This is a genomic window from Pseudomonas sp. S3E17 (genome assembly GCF_024168685.1).
Classification (GTDB): domain Bacteria; phylum Pseudomonadota; class Gammaproteobacteria; order Pseudomonadales; family Pseudomonadaceae; genus Aquipseudomonas; species Aquipseudomonas marginalis.
Genome location: NZ_JALJWE010000001.1, coordinates 2,558,397 through 2,579,022, shown reverse-complemented (window position 1 = coordinate 2,579,022; position 20,626 = coordinate 2,558,397). Strand labels below are relative to the sequence as shown.

The window sequence follows — 20,626 nt, the reverse complement described above, 5'->3', positions numbered from 1 at the left end:
GGGCGGACGCCTGGAGATTTTCCTATGTCATCTTCCGCCCCGAACGCTGTCCTCTCGGTCAGCGGTATCGGTAAGACCTATGCCCAACCGGTTCTGGCCGACATTACCCTCACGCTTAACCGGGGTGAAGTACTGGCGCTGACCGGTGAAAACGGCGCGGGCAAGAGTACCTTGTCGAAGATCGTCGGTGGGCTGGTTACCCCGACCACCGGGCACATGCAATTCCAGGGGCAGGATTACCGCCCGGCCAGCCGTACCCAGGCTGAAGCGTTGGGCGTGCGCATGGTCATGCAGGAACTCAATCTGCTGCCGACGCTGACCGTGGCCGAAAACCTGTTCCTGGATAATCTGCCGAGCCACTGTGGCTGGATCAGCCGCAAGCAATTGCGCAAAGCCGCGATCGAGGCCATGGCCCAGGTCGGTCTCGACGCCATCGATCCGGACACCCTGGTCGGCAGCCTCGGTATCGGCCATCAACAGATGGTCGAGATCGCTCGCAACCTGATCGGCGACTGCCATGTACTGATCCTTGACGAGCCAACCGCGATGCTCACGGCCCGCGAAGTCGAGATGCTGTTTGAGCAAATCACCCGCCTGCAGGCCCGGGGCGTGGCGATCATTTATATTTCGCACCGGCTCGAAGAACTGGCCCGTGTCGCCCAGCGCATTGCGGTACTGCGCGACGGCAAGCTGGTCTGCGTCGAGCCGATGGCCAATTACAACAGCGAACAACTGGTCACCTTGATGGTGGGCCGGGAGTTGGGTGAGCACATCGACCTGGGGCCGCGCAGCCTCGGTGGCCCGGCCCTGACCGTAAAAGGCCTGACGCGCTCGGACAAGGTCCGCGACGTATCGTTTGAAGTGCGTGCCGGTGAGATCTATGGCATCTCCGGCCTGATCGGCGCCGGTCGTACAGAGCTACTGCGGCTTATCTTCGGGGCCGACCTGGCCGACAGCGGCACTGTGGCTTTGGGTTCGCCGGCCCAGGTGGTGAATATTCGCTCGCCGGTGGATGCCGTGGGTCATGGCATTGCCCTGATCACCGAGGACCGCAAGGGCGAAGGGCTGCTGCTGACCCAGTCGATCAGTGCGAATATCGCATTGGGCAACATGCCGGAAATTTCCGCTGGCGGCCTGGTCAATAGCCGTAACGAAACCGCCTTGGCCAAGCGCCAGATCGATGCCATGCGGATCCGCAGTTCCAGCCCGGCGCAATTGGTGTCCGAACTTTCCGGTGGCAACCAACAGAAAGTCGTGATCGGTCGCTGGCTGGAGCGCGACTGCTCGGTGATGCTGTTCGACGAGCCCACCCGCGGCATCGATGTCGGTGCCAAGTTCGACATTTATGCCTTGCTGGGTGAATTGACTCGCCAGGGCAAGGCGCTGGTGGTGGTGTCCAGCGACCTGCGTGAACTCATGCTGATCTGCGACCGCATCGGCGTGCTGTCCGCCGGGCGCTTGATCGAAACCTTCGAGCGCGACAGCTGGACCCAGGACGAATTGCTCGCCGCCGCCTTTGCCGGCTATCAGAAACGTGATGCGCTGCTCAACGACGCAGTGCTTAGGGATACCCCATGAAACTAACAACTTCCCCCGGTAAAACCGGCGGCAACTTCTACGGCCTGGGCACCTACCTGGGGCTGGCCGGTGCATTGCTGGCGATGATCGCGCTGTTTTCGGTGCTCAGTGATCACTTCCTGTCCTATGACACGTTCAGCACCCTGGCCAACCAGATTCCTGACCTGATGGTGCTGGCGGTGGGCATGACCTTCATCCTGATCATCGGCGGTATCGACCTGTCGGTGGGCTCGGTACTGGCGTTGGCGGCATCGACGGTCAGCGTGGCGATTCTCGGGTGGGGCTGGAGTGTCTTGCCGGCGGCCTTGCTCGGCATGGGCTGCGCCGCGTTGGCCGGCACTATCACCGGCTCGATCACGGTGGCCTGGCGCATTCCATCGTTTATCGTGTCCCTCGGCGTGTTGGAAATGGCCCGTGGCGTCGCGTACCAGATGACCGGCTCGCGCACAGCCTATATCGGCGATTCGTTTGCCTGGCTGTCCAACCCGATCGCCTTCGGCATATCGCCATCGTTTATCATCGCTTTGCTGGTGATCATTGCCGCCCAGCTGGTATTGACCCGCACCGTATTCGGTCGTTACCTGATCGGTATCGGCACCAACGAAGAAGCCGTACGCCTGGCCGGGATCAATCCCAAACCGTACAAGATTCTGGTGTTCAGCCTCATGGGCCTGCTGGCCGGTGTGGCGGCGCTGTTCCAGATTTCGCGCCTGGAAGCAGCAGACCCGAATGCCGGTGCCGGCCTCGAGCTGCAAGTGATCGCCGCAGTGGTGATCGGCGGCACCAGCCTGATGGGCGGGCGTGGTTCGGTGATCAGTACCTTCTTCGGTGTGTTGATTATTTCGGTATTGGCCGCCGGCCTGGCGCAGATCGGTGCCACGGAGCCCACCAAGCGCATCATCACCGGTGCCGTGATCGTGATCGCCGTGGTCCTGGATACTTATCGCAGCCGTCGCGCCAGTCGGCGAGGCTGAACCATGGCAACGATCAAGGATGTGGCCGCGATTGCAGGTATTTCCTACACCACCGTGTCCCATGTGGTGAACAAGACGCGCCCTGTGAGCGAGCCGGTACGGATCAAGGTTGAAGCGGCGATCAAGCAGCTCGACTACGTGCCCAGTGCCGTCGCGCGTTCGCTCAAGGCCAAGACCACGGCCACCATCGGATTGCTGGTGCCCAACAGCCTCAACCCGTATTTTGCCGAGCTGGCCCGGGGTATCGAGGATTATTGTGAACGTAACGGCTACTGCGTGATTCTCTGCAACTCCGACGACAACGCAGAGAAACAGCGTAGCTATTTGCGGGTGTTGCTGGAGAAGCGCGTCGATGGCTTGATCGTGACTTCGGTAGGCGGTGATGACAGCGGCCTCGCCGCAGGCTTGAGCGCCGTGCGCACGCCCATGGTGATTGTCGACCGGGCGCTGGATGGTATCGATGTCGACCTGGTACGCATCGACCACGAGGAGGGCGCCTACCTTGCGACCCGGCACTTGCTTGAGCTGGGGCATCGGGACATCGCCTGCATCGGCGGCCCGGGCCACACCCGCGTCGCGCAAATGCGCCTGGCGGGTTACCAGCGTGCGCTCCATGAAGCCGGTGTGGCGGTGGTGGCCAATCGCATCCAGGAAAGCGACTTCACCAGCACCGGCGGTTATGCTGCTGCCGTGCAATTGCTGGCGCAGAACCCGCCCAGCGCGATTTTTGCCAGCAACGACATGATCGGCTTCGGCGTGTTGCGCGCGGCGGCGGAGCGCAATATCCGCGTGCCCGGTGAACTGTCGGTGATCGGTTTCGATGACATTCAAATGGGCCGCTACGTGTACCCGGCGCTGACCACGGTCGGGCAGTCGATCCTGCAACTGGGCGAGACCGCGGCCGAGCTTTTACTGCGACGAATTGCAACCCCCCAACTGCCGATCGATCAACGCATCGTGACGCCGAGCATCGTGTTGCGTGAATCGACGGCGCCAGTCGCCGGTGTGTTCGCCCAATACCGCTGAACCGAATTGATGAGTACTGATGTATGCCAGCAAAAGTAGTGGTAATAGGCAGCTTGAACATGGACCTGGTCACCCGCGCGAGTCGGCTGCCCCGTGCCGGTGAGACCCTGATCGGCCAGACGTTTTCCACGGTCCCTGGCGGCAAGGGCGCCAACCAGGCCGTGGCATCGGCGCGACTGGGAGCCGATGTGGCAATGATCGGCTGTGTCGGTAGCGATGCCTATGGCACTGAACTGCGTGGCGCCTTGCTGGTGGAAGGTATCGATTGCCAGGCGGTGAGCACCGTGGACGGTTCCAGTGGCGTGGCCTTGATTGTGGTGGACGACAGCAGCCAGAACGCGATTGTGATCGTTGCCGGCAGCAACGGCGAGCTGACACCCGCCTCACTGCAGGCGTCCGATGCGGTGCTGCAGGCTGCCGATGTGATTATCTGCCAGCTGGAAGTGCCAATGGATACCGTGGGCTATACCCTCAAGCGCGGTCGTGAACTGGGCAAGACCGTGATCCTCAACCCGGCGCCGGCCAGCGGCCCGTTGCCTGCCGACTGGTACGCCTCGGTCGACTACCTGATTCCCAACGAAAGCGAAGCCAGTGCACTGAGCGGCGTGACAGTCGACTCCCTCGACAGTGCCAAAGTCGCGGCGACCCACCTGATCAAGGCGGGGGCGGGCAAAGTCATCATCACCCTGGGCGCCCAGGGCGCGTTGTTTGCCGATGGCCAGGGCTTTGAGCACCTGGTGGCGCCAAAGGTCAAGGCGGTGGATACCACGGCTGCCGGCGATACCTTTGTTGGTGGTTTTGCCGCAGCACTGGCCAGTGGCAAAAGCGAAGCCGAGGCCATCCGTTTCGGCCAGGTCGCGGCAGCCTTGTCAGTCACCCGTGCCGGTGCGCAACCCTCCATTCCTAAGCTGCATGACGTTCAAGGTTTTGTGCTTTTATGAAAAAGACCCCGCTGCTCAATATCGCCTTGTCGCGTTTGATCGCATCCCTGGGCCATGGTGATATCCTGGTGATCGGCGACGCCGGCCTGCCAGTGCCGCCCGGGGTCGAGTTGATCGACCTGGCGCTGACCCAGGGCATTCCCGACTTCATCAGCACCTTGCGTATCGTGCTCAGTGAAATGCAGGTGGAAAGCCACGTGCTGGCGGAAGAAATCCTGCTCAAGCAGCCGCCCGCGCTGACGGAGCTGAACGCTTTGGCTGAACAGGCCGCCCTCGGCGAGCGACGTCTGCTCAGCCATGAACAATTCAAGCAACTGAGCCGTAACGCGCGCGCTGTCGTGCGTACCGGCGAGTGCCAGCCTTACTGCAATATCGCGCTGGTCTCCGGCGTCACCTTCTAGAGTTTCCCAACGACAAGGAGTGTTTTATGCAACGTGGTCTGCCAACCCTGAGAAATCTGTTTCGGAGTGTCCTGCTTTTGTCCGCACTCACTGCTGCCAGCGCCCAAGCGGCGGAAAAAATCGACTTGATCATCGACACCGACCCAGGCGCCGACGATGTGGTGGCCTTGCTCTTTGCCATGGCTTCCCCGGACGAATTGAACATTCGTGCGCTGACCACCGTCGCCGGCAACGTGCGCCTGGACAAGACCTCGCGTAACGCGCGCCTGGCCCGCGAGTGGGCCGGGCGCGAAGAAATCCCGGTGTACGCCGGCGCACCCAAGCCGCTGTTGCGCACACCGATCTATGCCGAGAACATCCATGGCAAAGAAGGTATTTCCGGCGTCACCGTCCATGAGCCTAAAAAGGGCCTGGCTGAAGGCAACGCCGTTGATTACCTGATCAAGACCCTGCTTGCGGCCAAGCCTCACAGCATCACCATTGCCATGCTCGGCCCTCAGACCAACCTGGCGCTGGCCTTGACCCAGGACCCGGAAATCACCCAAGGCATCAAGGAAGTGGTGGTGATGGGTGGCGCGCACTTCAACGGCGGCAATATCACCCCGGTTGCCGAGTTCAACCTGTTCGCCGATCCGATTGCAGCCGAGATTGTGCTCAAGAGTGGCGTCAAGCTGACCTACCTGCCGCTGGACGTGACCCACAAGGTGCTGACCAGCGAGGCGCGCCTGAAGAAGATCGCCGACATCAACAACAACGCGAGCAAGGTTGTCGGCGATATTCTCAATGAATACGTGAAGGGCGATATGGAGCACTACGGCATCCCGGGTGGTCCGGTACACGACGCCACTGTTATCGCTTACCTGCTCAAGCCGTCTTTGTTCACGGGGCGTCAGGCCAATATGGTGGTGGACAGCCGCGAAGGCCCGACCTTCGGCCAGACCATCGTTGATTGGTACGACGGCCTGAAGCAGACAAAAAATGTGTTCTGGGTTGAGAGCGGCGACGCCCAGGGCTTCTTCGATCTGCTCACCGAGCGCCTGGCACGCCTGAAGTAACCCGGTCGACGTTCGCCAGTCGGTTCTTATTCACGCTCGGGGTCTGATGCCCCCATGTGATCGGCCGGGTATTTTTCGAATACCTGGCCGATGAATGCCTGTGCCGCCTGGGTGCCGAGTTCCTTGACCAGCAGGTCGATACCGATGATTGCCAGTTCCTCCGGGCTTCCGGGGCTGTAGGAACTTTGTCCTTGGGGCCATTTGGCTTTGATGTCGGCTTGGAGCGTTACGGTGGTCATGGAAGTCTCACGGGTTGAAATGCTGGGCAATGCGCTGGAACGCGGCTCTAACCGGCGCAGTTAATCATTTTGCGTGGGGTTTGGCACTGCTACTTAGGCATGAAGCAGGTGCTGTGCGACACTGTCCTCCTGTTTAATTGCCGGGGCGTACCGCGTGCAGATCGATTTGAATAACCCCGAGAACCTGACACTGGCCGCCGTGCGTCAACTGATCGCCAGTGCCAGTGATGACGAGCATACCCAGTTGCGTGTAACCAGGGCCGGAATTGCCTACATATCTTCTGGGGTGGTGGGAGGCACTGACATCGATGGCTTGCTGTTCCGCCTGGAGACCTGGGCCAAGGGTTCCGGTTATGTCGGCAATGTCGCGGCCAGCGACGAGGTCTGGGTTACACAGATTTTCAATGCGCTGAAGCAGAACTGGCCGAAGCCGCCGTTCGATTACATCGACATCTACTGATTACGCTCATATTTGGTCACGATTGATCGGGCGAATGCCTGCTGATAGTCGGGCAGACTTACCTGGCGGCGGTTTACGTTTTGAAACCTATCAGCCAGACCGCTGTCGCACGATCTCTGTTCATTTTTCAATAGGAGGCTTCATGCCTTGGAAGCTCGCATCATTCGGTACTTTGTTGGCAGCACTCGCGTTGGCGGGTTGCAGCACCCCGGGTGCCTCTGAGCCAGCCAAAGACGCCGCCGTGACCGATGCCGGTCATAGCCGCTGTGAGTCGAAGGCCGCCGAATTCAGCATTGGCCAGAAAGCCTCGCCGCAGTTGCTGGAGCAGGCCCGTACCCGCGCTGGCGCACAGAACGCACGGATCCTCAAGCCCAACGATATGATCACGCTGGAATACCGCTCCGACCGCCTGAACCTGAACACCGATGACAACCTGGTGATCACGCGCGTTAATTGTGGCTGATCGTTTCCAGGCTTTTGCAACGCCCATAAAAAACCCCGTCACATGGACGGGGTTTTTTTAGCTCAGCGGAGAATTACTCGCCGCGAACCTGTGCAGCTTGCATACCCTTTTGGCCTTTCTCAGCCACGAAGGAAACGGTTTGGCCTTCTTTCAGGCTTTTGAAACCGTCGCTTTCGATAGCTTTGAAGTGTACGAACAGGTCGTCACCGCCACCTTGAGGAGTGATGAAGCCGAAGCCTTTTTCATCGTTGAACCATTTAACGGTGCCGGTTTGGCGATTAGACATGGTGTATCTCCAAGAAACATATATTTTCAGTAGTGCTGTGCTGCTCAGGCCAACTGGGCACACTGGGCTATCATAGTCGAAATGTTCGGCTTGGGAGCCCCCCCAAGGCATTGTTTGCTAATCAATAGCGTTGCGTTTGCTACTTGTGTCGGCTGGAAGCCCCGATCTACGGGGCTTCGGCGCGAAATATCAGCTGGTAAAAAAAGCCGTAAAAGCTGCGTAATTTGTGCGAAATGGCAGTTTTCAGGCTGTTTTCCTGGCAAAACGGCCGTCTGATCAAGGCCCGATCTTACTTTTTCTTCACGACTTTGCAGGACGAAATAGCCGCGACTGCCTTGTTTTTAAGCTCCGGGCTGGCGTTCTGGTTAGTCATGAGCTCTTTGATTTCCGCAGTGCTCAATTCGGCGTTGATCTTGTCGGCGCCACATTCGCAGTGGGCCTTGGCAGTCTTGACGTCTACGTTCTGGCTGGCGGCCGCGCTGCAGTCGCTGACGAAACTGTCACGGGCACCGGCTGGCCAATTGGATGGAGCGGCAGCCTGCGCGCCGAGGGAAAGGAGGCTCAGGGTAGCGGCGAAAGCGAGGGTCGAGGTAAAACGCATCATGGGATGCTCCTTTGATTCGAGGACGAACGGCGATTCTCAGTGGGTTTGAGGTGTGGCGTACAGCTCAAGTTCACTTTTGCAGCTATAAAGGCTGGAATTTGTATTTGCATCGGATACTGCCGGCGCGATGACCGTTCATCTGTGCTAGCATCTTCGGCTTGGCTAATTCCGGGTGCGCCATTTGCCGCCTTGCCATGTTTCTTTTCTGCTCACTCCAGTCACTGTGGTTCGATTATCGGTTGGCCGAAAGGCTCCTGCCGCTGTAAGGCAGGCGTTCATCATTGAACGGCCTGGTGTTGGATCTTGTACTGGCTCATCCCAACCCACGTGACCTTTGGTAGGGGTCACCACTAGGAGAGGAGGCGCCATGCCAACTATTACTCTTCCCGACGGCAGTCAACGTTCATTCGATCATTCGGTTTCCGTAGCCGAGGTCGCCGCATCCATTGGTGCTGGCCTGGCCAAGGCCACCGTGGCCGGCAAGGTCGATGGCAAGCTGGTTGACGCCAGCGACCTGATCACCTCCGATGCCAGCCTGCAAATCATCACGCCCAAGGATCAAGAGGGGCTGGAGATCATTCGCCACTCCTGCGCGCACTTGATTGGCCATGCGGTCAAGCAGCTGTATCCCACCGCGAAAATGGTGATCGGCCCGGTGATCGACGAAGGCTTTTATTACGACATCGCCTACGAGCGTCCTTTCACCCCGGACGATCTGGCCGCTATCGAACAGCGCATGCACGCCCTGATCGAAAAAGATTACGACGTCATCAAGAAAGTCACTCCGCGCGCCGAAGTGATCGACGTGTTCACTGCGCGTGGCGAAGACTACAAGCTGCGCCTGGTGGAAGACATGCCGGACGAGCAGGCCATGGGCCTGTACTACCACGAAGAATACGTCGACATGTGCCGTGGTCCCCACGTGCCGAACACGCGTTTCCTCAAGTCGTTCAAGCTGACCAAGCTGTCCGGTGCCTACTGGCGCGGCGACGCGAAGAACGAGCAACTGCAACGCATCTACGGCACTGCCTGGGCTGACAAGAAGCAGCTGGCCGCCTATATCCAGCGCATCGAGGAGGCCGAAAAGCGCGACCACCGCAAGATCGGCAAGCGCCTGAACCTGTTCCACCTCCAGGAGGAAGCGCCGGGCATGGTGTTCTGGCACCCGAACGGTTGGACCCTGTATCAGGTGCTCGAGCAGTACATGCGCAAGGTTCAGCGCGACAACGGTTACCTGGAGATCAAGACCCCGCAGGTCGTTGATCGCAGCCTGTGGGAGAAATCCGGACACTGGGCCAACTACGCCGACAACATGTTCACCACCCAGTCGGAAAACCGCGACTACGCCATCAAGCCGATGAACTGCCCGTGCCACGTGCAGGTGTTCAACCAGGGCTTGAAGAGCTACCGCGAGTTGCCGATGCGCCTGGCCGAGTTTGGTGCCTGCCACCGTAACGAGCCATCGGGTGCGTTGCACGGCATCATGCGGGTACGCGGCTTCACCCAGGACGACGCCCACATCTTCTGTACCGAAGAGCAGATGCAGGCCGAATCGGCCGCGTTCATCAAGCTGACCATGGACGTTTATCGTGATTTCGGCTTTACCGAAGTCGAGATGAAGCTTTCCACTCGTCCGGAAAAACGCGTCGGTTCCGACGAACTGTGGGATCGCGCCGAAGCGGCCTTGGCCGCAGCGCTAGACAGTGCGGGCCTTGCGTACGATCTGCAGCCGGGTGAGGGCGCCTTCTACGGCCCGAAGATCGAGTTCTCGTTGAAAGATTGCCTTGGCCGTGTCTGGCAATGTGGTACCTTGCAGCTCGATTTTAACCTGCCGATCCGTTTGGGAGCCGAATACGTCTCCGAAGATAACAGTCGTAAACACCCGGTTATGCTGCACCGGGCGATCCTCGGCTCGTTCGAACGGTTCGTCGGTATCCTGATCGAGCACTACGAGGGTGCGTTCCCTGCGTGGCTGGCTCCGACTCAGGCGGTGATCATGAATATCACTGATAAACAGGCGGATTTTGCTGCTGAAGTTGAAAAAACTCTCAACGAAAGCGGATTTCGTGCCAAGTCCGACTTGAGAAATGAAAAGATCGGCTTTAAAATCCGCGAGCATACTTTGCTCAAGGTTCCCTATCTTTTGGTTATCGGAGATCGGGAAGTCGAGATGCAGACTGTCGCTGTGCGTACTCGTGAAGGTGCTGACCTGGGCTCGATGCCCGTCGCCCAGTTCGCTGAGTTCCTCGCGCAAGCGGTTTCCCGGCGTGGTCGCCCAGATTCGGAGTAATTATTATTAAGCGTGAAATGAGACAAGATAAACGAGCTGCACCGAAAGCCCCGATCAACGAGAATATCTCGGCACGCGAGGTTCGGTTAATTGGCGCTGACGGCGAGCAGATTGGCATCGTCTCGATTGATGAAGCGCTTCGTATTGCAGAAGAGTCCAAGTTGGACCTGGTGGAAATCTCCGCCGATGCAATCCCACCCGTTTGCCGGGTGATGGACTACGGCAAGTCGATCTTCGAAAAGAAGAAGCAGGTTGCCGCGGCGAAGAAGAACCAGAAGCAGATTCAAGTAAAAGAAATCAAGTTTCGTCCAGGGACGGAGGAAGGGGATTACCAGGTAAAACTGCGCAACCTGGTACGTTTCCTGAGTGATGGGGACAGGGCCAAGGTATCCTTGCGATTCCGCGGCCGTGAGATGGCCCACCAGGAGCTGGGGATGGAACTCCTCAAGCGGGTTGAAGCTGACCTGCTCGAGTACGGTTCGGTCGAACAGCATCCTAAGATGGAAGGACGCCAGCTGATCATGGTCATCGCCCCGAAAAAGAAGAAGTAATCAACAGGGCACGGCAGGCCTTCTGATTATGTTTATCAACTGAATGCGGAGTATCCGAACATGCCAAAGATGAAGACTAAAAGTGGTGCTGCTAAGCGGTTTCTGAAAACTGCTAACGGTATCAAGCACAAGCACGCTTTCAAGAGCCACATCCTGACCAAAATGTCGACCAAGCGTAAGCGTCAACTGCGCGGTAGCAGCTTGCTGCATCCGTCTGACGTGGCAAAAGTCGAGCGCATGCTGCGCCTTCGTTAATTTTTGGATCAAGAATAGAGGAAGTAACTCATGGCTCGTGTAAAGCGTGGCGTCATTGCCCGTAAACGTCACAAAAAAATTCTGAAACTCGCTAAAGGCTACTACGGCGCGCGCTCACGCGTATTCCGTGTTGCCAAGCAAGCGGTAATCAAGGCAGGCCAATACGCCTACCGCGACCGTCGTCAGAAAAAACGTCAGTTCCGCGCTCTGTGGATCGCTCGTATCAACGCTGGTGCACGTGTTAACGGTCTGTCCTACAGCCGTTTCATCGCTGGCCTGAAAAAAGCGTCCATCGAAATCGACCGTAAGGTTCTGGCTGAACTGGCCGTGAACGAAAAAGCGGTGTTTGCTGCGATTGTCGAGAAAGCTAAAGCCACCTTGGCTTAAGTACCCCCGACAGTCACCCTGGGCTGCGCCTGTAGCCCAAGGTGGTAAACGTCATAAATAGGGGAAGAGCCTTCAAGCTCTTCCCCTATTTTGTATCTGGAGTCTGTACATGGAAAACCTGGACGCGCTCGTCGCTCAAGCTCTTGAGGCTGTGCAAAGCGCTGAAGATATCAATGCCCTGGAGCAAATCCGGGTTCACTACCTTGGCAAAAAGGGTGAATTGACTCAGGTGATGAAGACCCTGGGAAATTTGCCGGCTGAAGAGCGCCCGCAAGTCGGCGCGCTGATCAACGTTGCCAAGGAGCGTGTCACAGAGGTGCTCAATGCACGCAAGGCGACCATGGAGGAGGCCGATCTCGCGGCCAAACTCGCCGCCGAGTCCATTGACGTTACCTTGCCTGGCCGTGGCCAGGCCTCGGGCGGTCTGCATCCGATCACCCGGACTCTGGAACGTATCGAGCAGTTCTTCACCCACATCGGCTACGGCATTGCCGAAGGCCCTGAGGTCGAAGACGACTATCACAACTTCGAGGCGCTCAACATCCCAGGCCATCACCCGGCCCGGTCGATGCACGACACCTTCTATTTCAACGCAAACATGCTGTTGCGCACCCATACCTCGCCGGTACAGGTCCGCACCATGGAAGCGAACAAGCCGCCGATCCGCATTGTCTGCCCAGGCCGTGTGTACCGTAGCGACTCAGATATCACCCACTCGCCGATGTTCCACCAGGTCGAAGGCCTGTTGGTTGATCGCGACATCAACTTCGCCGACCTCAAGGGCACCATCGAAGAGTTCCTGCGAGTGTTCTTCGAGAAAGAGCTGGCGGTGCGTTTCCGTCCATCGTTCTTCCCGTTCACCGAGCCATCCGCAGAAGTCGACATGGAATGCGTGATGTGCAGCGGTAAAGGCTGTCGCGTCTGCAAGCAGACTGGCTGGCTGGAAGTGATGGGCTGCGGCATGGTTCACCCCAATGTGCTGCGCATGTCCGGGATCGATCCGGAAGAGTTCTCGGGCTTTGCCTTCGGCATGGGCGTTGAGCGTCTGGCCATGCTGCGTTACGGCGTGAACGACTTGCGTCTGTTCTTCGACAACGACTTGCGGTTCCTCGCGCAATTTCGCTAGTCGTAACGAATCTTTAGGAGAGCAGGATGAAATTCAGTGAACAATGGCTGCGCGGCTGGGTAAGCCCGCAGGTAGATCGCGATGCGCTGGTTGCGCGTCTGTCGATGGCCGGTCTTGAGGTCGATAGCGTTACGCCGGCCGCCGGTGTTTTCAGTGGTGTGGTGGTGGGCGAGGTGCTGAGCACCGAGCAACACCCCGATGCTGACAAATTGCGTGTGTGCCAGGTCAGCAATGGCGCACAAACGTTCCAGGTCGTGTGCGGAGCGCCTAACGTGCGCCCGGGCCTGAAGATCCCGTTCGCCATGATCGGTGCCGAACTGCCGGGCGACTTCAAGATCAAGAAAGCCAAGCTGCGTGGCGTCGAGTCCAACGGCATGCTGTGCTCCCAGGCGGAGCTGCAAGTAGGCGAGGGCAACGACGGCCTGATGGAACTGCCGGGCGATGCGCCAGTGGGCCAGGACATTCGCGTCTACCTGGAGCTGGAAGACGCCAGCATTGAGGTCGACCTGACTCCGAACCGTGGCGATTGCCTGTCCCTTGCTGGCCTGGCACGTGAAGTGGGCGCGCTGTACAACGCTCCCGTGACTCGTCCAGTGGTGGCCGCAGTGGCTGCGGCGCACGATGAAGTACGTCCGATCGAAGTACTGGCGCCAAGCGCTTGCCCGCGTTACCTGGGGCGTGTGATCCGCAACGTCGACCTGTCCAAGCCAACCCCGCTGTGGATGGTTGAGCGCCTGCGTCGCGCCGACGTGCGCAGCATCGACGCGGCTGTCGATATTACCAACTACGTGATGCTTGAACTGGGCCAGCCGCTCCACGCTTTCGATCTCGCTGAAATCAATGGCGGCATCCGCGTGCGCATGGCCGAAGAAGGCGAGAAGCTGGTTCTGCTTGATGGCCAGGAAGTCAGCCTGCGCGCCGACACCCTGGTGATCGCTGACCATTCCCGCGCCCTGGCGATTGCCGGTGTGATGGGGGGCGAGCACAGCGGTGTGTCCGCGACCACGCGCGATGTGTTTCTTGAAAGCGCGTTCTTCGACCAGATTGCCATCGCTGGCAAGGCCCGCTCCTACGGCCTGCATACCGATGCTTCGCATCGCTATGAGCGTGGTGTGGACTGGAAGCTCGCCCGTGAAGCCATGGAGCGCGCCACTGGCCTACTGCTGGAGATCACTGGGGGCGAGGCCGGTCCGATCATTGAAACCGTCAACGAACAGTACCTGCCGTCCGTTGCGCCAATTACCCTGCGCGCCAAAAGTGTCGAGCAAATGCTTGGCCTGGTCATCGCACCGGCTGAAATCGAGCAATTGTTGTCGGCCCTCGGGTTGAACATTTCTGCGGGTGGGGAAGGGCAGTGGCATGTTGAAGTGCCAAGCCATCGCTTCGATATCAGCCTGGAAGTCGATCTGATCGAAGAGTTGGCTCGCCTGTACGGTTACAACCGCCTGCCGGTTCGTTACCCGCAAGCGCGCCTGGCACCGCAACCCAAGGCAGAAGCGCGTGCGCACTTGCCTGAGCTACGTCGTCTGCTGGTTGCCCGTGGCTATCAGGAAGCGGTGACCTACAGCTTCATCGATCCGAAGCAGTTCGAGCTGTTCAATCCGGGCGTCGAGCCGCTGCTGCTGGCCAACCCGATCTCCAACGACATGGCCGCCATGCGTTCGTCCCTGTGGCCAGGCCTGGTGAAAGCCCTTTCCCATAACCTGAACCGTCAGCAAGACCGCGTGCGCATGTTTGAAAGCGGCCTGCGGTTTGTCGGTCAACTCGACGGCCTGAAGCAAGAGCCGATGCTGGCCGGGGTTGTTTGCGGAAGCCGCTTGCCGGAAGGCTGGGCGCAAGGCCGGGATGCCGTGGACTTCTTCGACGTTAAAGCGGACGTGGAAGCGGTACTGGGGTTTGCCGGTGCACTGGACGACTTCACATTTGTGCCAGGCAACCACCCGGCGCTGCACCCAGGTCAGACTGCGCGTATTGAGCGCGAAGGTCGCCTGGTGGGCTTCGTCGGCGCCATCCACCCAGAGCTGTCGAAAACCCTTGGGCTCGACCGCCCGGTCTTCGTCTTCGAACTGGTCCTGGCTGAAGTGGCTTCGGGCAAAATGCCTAAATTCAGCGAGTTGTCGCGCTTCCCTGAAGTGCGTCGCGACCTGGCCCTGATCGCCGATCGTGAAGTCGCCGCTACTGCTGTTCTGGATGTAATCCGTGAAAATGCAGGGGAATGGCTGACAGACCTCAGGCTATTTGACGTCTATCAGGGTAAAGGCATTGATCCGCATAGAAAAAGCCTTGCAGTTGGCTTGACCTGGCAGCATCCATCGCGCACTCTTAATGACGATGAGGTGAATGCCACGACACAAAATATCCTCACCTCGCTCGAACAAAGGTTGAACGCCACGTTAAGGAAGTGACGTATGGGGGCTTTGACGAAAGCTGAGATGGCGGAACGTCTGTACGAAGAGTTGGGTCTGAACAAGCGTGAGGCCAAGGAATTGGTCGAGCTGTTTTTTGAAGAGATCAGACACGCTCTGGAAGACAACGAACAGGTCAAATTGTCCGGTTTCGGCAATTTTGACCTGCGGGACAAACGCCAGCGGCCTGGCCGCAATCCAAAAACGGGAGAAGAAATCCCGATCACGGCTCGCCGTGTGGTCACCTTTCGTCCAGGGCAGAAGTTGAAGGCCCGAGTTGAGGCTTATGCTGGAACCAAGTCATAACGACGAGCTACCCGTCATCCCAGGCAAACGCTACTTCACCATTGGTGAAGTCAGCGAGCTCTGTGCGGTAAAACCGCACGTGCTGCGCTATTGGGAGCAGGAGTTTCCTCAACTCAACCCCGTGAAACGCACTGGGAACCGTCGGTATTATCAGCGCCAGGATGTGCTGATGATCCGACAGATCCGTGCATTGCTGTATGACCAGGGGTTCACCATCAGCGGCGCGCGCCAGCGTATGTCCGGTGATGAAGCCAAAGACGACACCACCCAGTACAAGCAACTGATCCGCCAGATGATCTCCGAACTGGAAGATGTGCTGGTGGTTTTGAAGAAATGATTCAGGCTTTTAAAATACTTCCACATTTCAAAAGCTTGCGGTATATTCCTGATCGCTTCGTTGCGAAGCGAACCCAGTAACACGCCTAGTCGGGGCGTAGCGCAGTCCGGTAGCGCACTAGCATGGGGTGCTAGGGGTCGAGTGTTCGAATCACTCCGTCCCGACCATTATTCCTGAGTAAAATCAGACTCTTAAGCCGATCAGTTAGATCGGCTTTTTTGTGCCTGCGCAAAACCCGCGCAAAACTGGCGCAAAACTACCCGGTGATTTCGCTGATATTCAGGTCCGGAATCGCCTCGGACCAGATGATTTCCTCGTGGTCTCGCTGGTAGTTCTTGGTCATGCCCTCGCTCGCATGACCTGCAATCTTCTGCCCATCCTTACCGGCTTTCTTGTACAGGTGCAGCGACAGCGCTCGTACCTCATGAAAGCCCGGCATCTCTTCCTCCTTCCATCCCGCGTAGCAGTTCGCCGCCTCTCTTGCCTCCTTGAACGCTCGCGTCAAATACCGTTCCTCAATCTTCGTCCAGTGGTCCTTTGTCTGTGCCTGCTTCTGTTTCAGCCGATCCGGCTTGCGGTGCACCAGGTACGGCGAAACTACATCAGCGCGGCACCGGCTGATTACCGCCTGCAACTCGGGCGTGACCCTGAACCGAATCCAGGCCGCGTCTGTTGCCTTGGCCGTCTTCTTCTGCACGACATACAGGAAACCTTCCCGGACCCCATCAAAGCGCATGTCCAAGATGTCTGTGCGGCGCTGGGCGGTGATCAGTGCCAGGTCGATTGCATTCTGTAGCCACGCCGGCGACTTCTCCCTGATCGCTTTCAGCCCCTCGACGGTGTGCCGTTTGCGCTGTTTCTTCTCGATCCGATTGATGGTGCTGGCTGCGGGGTTGTCCGGGCACAAGCCTTTGGCTGCTGCGTGGTTGAAAATGTCGATTAACAGAGCCCGGGACTGGTTTGCCGAACGTGGGGTGATGGCGTCCAGCATCTCTGCGATCATGCGGATCGTGATCTGGTCAACCGCTTTGCCTTCGAACTGCTTCCGGAAGCGGCGGAAGTGCACGGCATAAAGGCCCAAGGTCCCTTTTGCCAGTTCGCGCGGGGGCAGTACGTCGCGCTCGTAGGTGTCAAGGAAAGTGGAAAATGACTCCGACGAGGCGGAGAGTACGGCGCCGACCAGGTCGGCGCCACGCATGAACTCCAGGTTTAGTTGTTTGGCAGCGTCGATGGCCTTGATGCGATCGCCGCCGAACTGGAACCACTTCCCATCGGTCGGCCGGCGATAGCGATATGTCGACCGGCGCGCATCAAAGTACAGATTCTGCGGGAGGTTTTTGTTCGCCTTGTTGCGCGGCCGAGGGACCATCATGCAGCTCCTTTCAATACCATCGCCACCAGGTCGTTGCCGTCCGAGCGGGTGAATGCGGTCCAATCAACGTACCAGAGTTTCCCGATCTGCTCGCCGGGCACTGCGCCGTTCCGAATGTGGTTGCGGATCGCTTGGGGGCACTGAGGCGTCCCATTCTCGCCCCACCGCCGGCGCTGGAACTCACTGATCTTGATCAACTCTCTTTTCATGGGGTGCTCCTTTCCTTGCGTAGCAGCATGAGGTGGCCCGCCGCTCACCGGCAGGCATGTAGGGGGATTGGGGGTTAGGAGTAGTTCTTGCTGATGCGCCGGGCGATGGCTTCGAGCTTTTCGGCCATGCTCCACATGTCGTTGTTGTCGCGGCGGGATACCACCGCTGCGCGATGGACGTTGCGATCGATCAGGATCTTGGCTGCCAGCAGGATCAGCCATGCCTCGACCTTGCGGCGGAAGAACCGCTTCATGGCCTTGGCCCCTTGTAGATGAAGACGTAGGCGAACCAGAGGGTGGCGATCATGGCGTCACCAGTTCGTCAGGCACTTCGAAGAAGCCAAGTCGGCCCTTGAAAGGAGTAAACGGCAGCGGGCGCGGATCGCACAGCACGAACCCCTTGGCGCCCATGTACCACGGCGACTCACTGTGATCGACGCTATCGACCAGGTCCGCCGAGCCGATGATGCCGCCGCGCTGCAGATCCTTCATCATTGGCAGGCTTTTGAGGGTGTCTGCATCGGCTGCACGGACCACTACCGCCAGGGCATCAATGTATTCGGCCTTGGTCATACCCTTGGCGGCGTGGATCAGGAAGCGGCCGCGAAACTTTGTGTGCCACGTGCGGTTTTCAATGGACTTGCCACCGTTGACGATCAGCCAGGCTCAGGGCTGGCGAATGGAAAGAGCTTTCATCGGCAACACTTTTCCTTGCTGCTATAGCGGCTGACTTTGAAGGGGGAGGGGTTACAGGTTTTGCGGGTGGAGTACGGATGTACTCCTATCGGGATTTGGCGGCACGCTTGCGGAACTCGTAAACCATGCTGCGCAGATCAACCAGTGACTCCTGCAGGTCACTGCGGGCGGAGTCGATATTCTCCAGCAGCTCACCTTCGCCGTCGTCACCGCCCTCATCAACGGCCAGCAGAGCCAGGCCGTATGCCTGGAACTTCGCCAGCACCTGGTCGGCTGACTTGGCCATGTACTCGGCGTGCTCGATGGCATAAGCCTCTGGTGACCTATCGGGCTCCTCGGCGCTCAGTGGGTTTGGCGAATAGCGCAGGGCTGACTTGTATGCGGCGTCGAGCGCGTCATCCAAATCACCGCCGGCCTTCTTGGCCTCGTTGAAGGCGATGATCATCTTCGCCCGGACGTCGTAGCAGCGCTCAACTGGCATGCAGGCCACCTGCATGCCCTGCGGCTTGGTCAACTGACAAATTCGCTCATCCGCTGCGGTCAGGCGCTGTTGCAGGGCTTCTTCACGGGCAATGGAACAATCCAGGCATCCATCCTGATGGTTTCTCTTGTGAGTGGCGCAATGTCCGCCTTCTCTTCGATTGCTCATACAGCCTCCCTCGTTACCAGATCATGGGCATTCACAACCGTCATGCCGAGGCGTTCGGCGATCAGGACTTCCAGGCGGGCACCCTTTGAATGCTCCCAGTCCGGCAGGGTGGCCACGGTGTCGCATTCCATCAGGGAGACAATGTCGCGGCGCATGCGGTCGTTCCAGGAGCCGCCGTCCGGGTTGAGTTCGGTTGGGTTGGTGACGGTGTGACCGCCGGCGCGCAGGCTGTCTATCATTGCGGCGAAGGGCGGGAAGTTGAGACCGGGCAGGCTGGTCATGGGCCCGCTGAGGTAAACTCTCTTGCAATTAGTCGGGGGCACGGGATACCTCGCATTGTGTGAATCGTATAAAGTAGTGGCTATCTGAATGAGGGTGTTTCAATGTTTGAAGTAAAAGCGTATGTAAGTGGATATGAAGTTGTTGCCACTGGTGAGGTGCATGCTCTTAATTCACCTATAGATTTTCATATTACCGGGTTGAAATTAAGGTTTTCGTTCGAGAATATAAAGGACGGTACTACCGCAAGATTTGCTTCGGAGAATGTTGATGGTGTACTGAATATAAAACTTATAAATTTCAATAACACATTGGGTGAGGGGGTTTTGTCTCCGCTGCCTATCGCCTCTATTGATGGTAGAGATATTGCGGTGACTTTTTATGTGCACTCTATGGAGAATGATCTAGGAACGGCGCGTCGTTTCACTTATTGCTTTCTATTAGGGCCTGAGAAAAATGTCTGAAATTAAAAGCAGAGTCGTTTCAGGGGAAGTTGGTAGGAAAGCCCCTACTCCCAAGCAAAATATTGCTGGAAAAATAACTGAAAATATTGGTAGCGGCGAGAATGCTAAAAACTCCATCGTCTGGATGACTATAACTTGGAGCTTTTTTACCGCTGGCGTAATAAGTCTTCTTCTTTTTTCTTTGGTAGTTGCTAATAAGGACTTCAAGTACATCGATGAAATAAAGTCTGTATGGTCTATATTCATTCCCATCATTACATTGGCACTTGGTTATGCCTTCGGCAAAAGCCAGTAATCCAATCTAAATGGAAGAGAACCTATGCTGCCGCCCTTAGTGCTTCAATTATTCGCTGTCCGGCCAGAGGCGGTACTGCATTTCCAGTCATGTGCATCGTCAGCCGGTGGTTAACTGGGCGCAGCGTGTCTTTCGGGAAGGACTGAGCGGCCATTGCCTCATCGGCAGTGATCATGCGCATGCGGTCACCGTCGACCACAGCCCACCGATCTAACGTGGTGATAGTGCCGATAGGGCGGTCCAGGCTGCGGCCGGTGAGCCCTGACCCTGAACCGTAGTAGGGCATCACGAACCGCTCCCCGAACCGCTCCCGACCGTTCTTCACGCGGATCAACGTTGATTCTGCACGGCCTGGCTTGATGATCGGCGACCACTTGCCGGCGTTGAAGTCGATAATGTCGCTGGCCGGCACATGCTGGTGCTGCTGGAGCTGCAGGTGGAGCGGCGCCTTGCTGCGGGAGCAGACCATGAACAGGCGCACCCGATGCTGAGGCACACCGAGGTCGGCGCAGTCCACGATATGCGGCGCCAAAGAGTAGCCCAGGCGTTGCATCGCATCTGCCCATGCCGGGTACAGGATCCAATCCATGAACTCCGGCACATTCTCGATAACGGCGAAGTCCGGGCGGTTCACCTCGGCGTTTGCCAACGGGGCCCAGGCTGTGGAGCGCGAGTTGTCATGCTGGGGGTTGCCTGCGGCCTTGCCACGAGCCTTTGCGTGGCCCTGGCAGCACGGAGAGGCCAGCATCACGTCATGCTTCGGCACCTGCGACCAATCAGCCTGGTGCAAATCCTGGCAGACGTGCTGCGTGTCTGGGTTGTTCCTGGTATGCCACTCCACAGCGGCTGGCCAGTGGTTGGCAGCCCATAGGACGTCGAGCCCGGCGTCCTTACCACCACGGGTCCATCCGCCGAAGCCAGAAAACAAATCAATTGCTGTGAGCATGGGGAGTCCTTGCCGGGCCATGCCCGGGCGGT

At 58.3% G+C, this 20,626-nt stretch carries 28 protein-coding genes and 1 tRNA gene; 19 read left to right on the top strand and 10 right to left on the bottom strand.

Annotated elements, in window-relative coordinates:
- The first annotated feature begins 24 nt into the window (after positions 1-24).
- From J3D60_RS11290 to J3D60_RS11265, 6 genes are read left to right on the top strand one after another with little or no spacing between them, the layout of a single operon-like run.
- Positions 25-1,578 (top strand): sugar ABC transporter ATP-binding protein, encoded by a 1,554-nt coding sequence (locus J3D60_RS11290; RefSeq protein ID WP_253491468.1) that lies wholly within the window; start codon positions 25-27, stop codon positions 1,576-1,578.
- Positions 1,575-2,552, top strand: a complete 978-nt coding sequence (locus tag J3D60_RS11285) for an ABC transporter permease (protein ID WP_065940354.1) — start codon at positions 1,575-1,577, stop codon at positions 2,550-2,552. Before J3D60_RS11290 ends, J3D60_RS11285 begins: the two co-directional genes overlap by 4 nt.
- A 3-nt stretch (positions 2,553-2,555) precedes the next feature.
- Positions 2,556-3,578 carry a LacI family DNA-binding transcriptional regulator gene (locus tag J3D60_RS11280; protein WP_065940353.1) on the top strand — a complete coding sequence of 341 codons (1,023 nt, stop codon included), beginning with the start codon at positions 2,556-2,558 and terminating at the stop codon, positions 3,576-3,578.
- Positions 3,579-3,601: 23 nt separating this feature from the next.
- Positions 3,602-4,519 (top strand): ribokinase, encoded by a 918-nt coding sequence (gene rbsK, locus J3D60_RS11275; RefSeq protein ID WP_253491467.1) that lies wholly within the window; start codon positions 3,602-3,604, stop codon positions 4,517-4,519.
- Entirely contained in the window at positions 4,516-4,920 is a 405-nt protein-coding gene (gene rbsD, locus J3D60_RS11270; protein WP_065940351.1) for a D-ribose pyranase, read from the top strand. The genes rbsK and rbsD overlap by 4 nt, the downstream gene beginning before the upstream one ends.
- Positions 4,921-4,946: 26 nt before the next feature.
- The gene (locus tag J3D60_RS11265; RefSeq protein WP_253491466.1) at positions 4,947-5,975 is read left to right on the top strand and encodes a nucleoside hydrolase; all 1,029 of its coding nucleotides are present in this window, start codon (positions 4,947-4,949) and stop codon (positions 5,973-5,975) included.
- A 26-nt stretch (positions 5,976-6,001) separates the two neighbouring features.
- Here the strand turns inward: J3D60_RS11265 and J3D60_RS11260 are convergent, their stop codons facing one another.
- Entirely contained in the window at positions 6,002-6,214 is a 213-nt protein-coding gene (locus tag J3D60_RS11260; RefSeq protein WP_065940349.1) for a hypothetical protein, read from the bottom strand.
- 154 nt (positions 6,215-6,368) lie between these two features.
- On the opposite strand from J3D60_RS11260, the gene J3D60_RS11255 reads away from it, so the two are divergent.
- Entirely contained in the window at positions 6,369-6,674 is a 306-nt protein-coding gene (locus tag J3D60_RS11255; RefSeq protein ID WP_027604107.1) for a hypothetical protein, read from the top strand.
- A 142-nt stretch (positions 6,675-6,816) separates the two neighbouring features.
- Positions 6,817-7,137, top strand: coding sequence for an I78 family peptidase inhibitor (locus J3D60_RS11250; protein WP_027604108.1), 321 nt, complete (start codon positions 6,817-6,819; stop codon positions 7,135-7,137).
- 73 nt (positions 7,138-7,210) lie between these two features.
- Here J3D60_RS11250 and J3D60_RS11245 read toward each other — a convergent pair whose 3' ends face one another.
- Both J3D60_RS11245 and J3D60_RS11240 read right to left on the bottom strand, forming a co-directional pair.
- Positions 7,211-7,423: a cold-shock protein gene (locus J3D60_RS11245; protein ID WP_003234260.1), complete on the bottom strand. Its 213-nt coding sequence runs from the start codon at positions 7,421-7,423 to the stop codon at positions 7,211-7,213.
- A gap of 289 nt (positions 7,424-7,712) precedes the next feature.
- A complete protein-coding gene (locus tag J3D60_RS11240; protein ID WP_027604109.1) occupies positions 7,713-8,027 on the bottom strand; it encodes a hypothetical protein in 315 nt (104 codons plus the stop codon).
- A 367-nt stretch (positions 8,028-8,394) separates the two neighbouring features.
- On the opposite strand from J3D60_RS11240, the gene thrS reads away from it, so the two are divergent.
- From thrS to J3D60_RS11195, 9 genes are all read left to right on the top strand, one after another.
- Positions 8,395-10,317 (top strand): threonine--tRNA ligase, encoded by a 1,923-nt coding sequence (gene thrS, locus J3D60_RS11235; RefSeq protein WP_048719014.1) that lies wholly within the window; start codon positions 8,395-8,397, stop codon positions 10,315-10,317.
- Positions 10,317-10,868, top strand: a complete 552-nt coding sequence (infC, locus tag J3D60_RS11230; RefSeq protein WP_015884933.1) for a translation initiation factor IF-3 — start codon at positions 10,317-10,319, stop codon at positions 10,866-10,868. Before thrS ends, infC begins: the two co-directional genes overlap by 1 nt.
- A gap of 60 nt (positions 10,869-10,928) precedes the next feature.
- The gene (gene rpmI, locus J3D60_RS11225; RefSeq protein WP_002553160.1) at positions 10,929-11,123 is read left to right on the top strand and encodes a 50S ribosomal protein L35; all 195 of its coding nucleotides are present in this window, start codon (positions 10,929-10,931) and stop codon (positions 11,121-11,123) included.
- Positions 11,124-11,153: 30 nt separating this feature from the next.
- On the top strand, positions 11,154-11,510 hold the full coding sequence (gene rplT, locus J3D60_RS11220) for a 50S ribosomal protein L20 (protein WP_003174975.1): 357 nt from the start codon (positions 11,154-11,156) through the stop codon (positions 11,508-11,510).
- Positions 11,511-11,619: 109 nt separating this feature from the next.
- Entirely contained in the window at positions 11,620-12,636 is a 1,017-nt protein-coding gene (pheS, locus tag J3D60_RS11215) for a phenylalanine--tRNA ligase subunit alpha (RefSeq protein WP_017737822.1), read from the top strand.
- 26 nt (positions 12,637-12,662) lie between these two features.
- Complete coding sequence (gene pheT, locus J3D60_RS11210) at positions 12,663-15,041, top strand: phenylalanine--tRNA ligase subunit beta (RefSeq protein WP_065940348.1); 2,379 nt, start codon at positions 12,663-12,665, stop codon at positions 15,039-15,041.
- Between the two features lie 3 nt (positions 15,042-15,044).
- Positions 15,045-15,347: an integration host factor subunit alpha gene (ihfA, locus tag J3D60_RS11205; protein ID WP_002553164.1), complete on the top strand. Its 303-nt coding sequence runs from the start codon at positions 15,045-15,047 to the stop codon at positions 15,345-15,347.
- On the top strand, positions 15,328-15,684 hold the full coding sequence (locus tag J3D60_RS11200) for a MerR family transcriptional regulator (RefSeq protein ID WP_003174972.1): 357 nt from the start codon (positions 15,328-15,330) through the stop codon (positions 15,682-15,684). Before ihfA ends, J3D60_RS11200 begins: the two co-directional genes overlap by 20 nt.
- A gap of 90 nt (positions 15,685-15,774) precedes the next feature.
- A tRNA-Pro gene (locus tag J3D60_RS11195) sits at positions 15,775-15,851 on the top strand.
- 89 nt (positions 15,852-15,940) lie between these two features.
- On the opposite strand, the gene J3D60_RS11190 is transcribed toward J3D60_RS11195, so the two are convergent.
- The 6 genes from J3D60_RS11190 to J3D60_RS11165 form a co-directional block, all read right to left on the bottom strand.
- Positions 15,941-17,053, bottom strand: a complete 1,113-nt coding sequence (locus J3D60_RS11190; RefSeq protein ID WP_253493989.1) for a tyrosine-type recombinase/integrase — start codon at positions 17,051-17,053, stop codon at positions 15,941-15,943.
- Positions 17,053-17,265: a hypothetical protein gene (locus J3D60_RS11185; protein ID WP_059404374.1), complete on the bottom strand. Its 213-nt coding sequence runs from the start codon at positions 17,263-17,265 to the stop codon at positions 17,053-17,055. The genes J3D60_RS11190 and J3D60_RS11185 overlap by 1 nt, the downstream gene beginning before the upstream one ends.
- A 74-nt stretch (positions 17,266-17,339) precedes the next feature.
- The gene (locus J3D60_RS11180; RefSeq protein ID WP_253491465.1) at positions 17,340-17,519 is read right to left on the bottom strand and encodes a hypothetical protein; all 180 of its coding nucleotides are present in this window, start codon (positions 17,517-17,519) and stop codon (positions 17,340-17,342) included.
- A gap of 49 nt (positions 17,520-17,568) precedes the next feature.
- Positions 17,569-17,838, bottom strand: coding sequence for a hypothetical protein (locus J3D60_RS11175; protein ID WP_253491464.1), 270 nt, complete (start codon positions 17,836-17,838; stop codon positions 17,569-17,571).
- Between the two features lie 208 nt (positions 17,839-18,046).
- Positions 18,047-18,610 carry a hypothetical protein gene (locus tag J3D60_RS11170; protein WP_253491463.1) on the bottom strand — a complete coding sequence of 188 codons (564 nt, stop codon included), beginning with the start codon at positions 18,608-18,610 and terminating at the stop codon, positions 18,047-18,049.
- On the bottom strand, positions 18,607-18,933 hold the full coding sequence (locus tag J3D60_RS11165; protein WP_253491462.1) for a DUF4406 domain-containing protein: 327 nt from the start codon (positions 18,931-18,933) through the stop codon (positions 18,607-18,609). Before J3D60_RS11165 ends, J3D60_RS11170 begins: the two co-directional genes overlap by 4 nt.
- A 60-nt stretch (positions 18,934-18,993) precedes the next feature.
- Between J3D60_RS11165 and J3D60_RS11160 the strand changes: the two genes are divergently transcribed.
- Both J3D60_RS11160 and J3D60_RS11155 read left to right on the top strand, forming a co-directional pair.
- Positions 18,994-19,353, top strand: coding sequence for a DUF6864 domain-containing function (locus J3D60_RS11160; RefSeq protein ID WP_253491461.1), 360 nt, complete (start codon positions 18,994-18,996; stop codon positions 19,351-19,353).
- Positions 19,346-19,648 carry a hypothetical protein gene (locus J3D60_RS11155; protein WP_253491460.1) on the top strand — a complete coding sequence of 101 codons (303 nt, stop codon included), beginning with the start codon at positions 19,346-19,348 and terminating at the stop codon, positions 19,646-19,648. The genes J3D60_RS11160 and J3D60_RS11155 overlap by 8 nt, the downstream gene beginning before the upstream one ends.
- Positions 19,649-19,670: 22 nt before the next feature.
- Here the strand turns inward: J3D60_RS11155 and J3D60_RS11150 are convergent, their stop codons facing one another.
- The gene (locus J3D60_RS11150; protein WP_253491458.1) at positions 19,671-20,594 is read right to left on the bottom strand and encodes a DNA cytosine methyltransferase; all 924 of its coding nucleotides are present in this window, start codon (positions 20,592-20,594) and stop codon (positions 19,671-19,673) included.
- Positions 20,595-20,626: the final 32 nt, after the last annotated feature.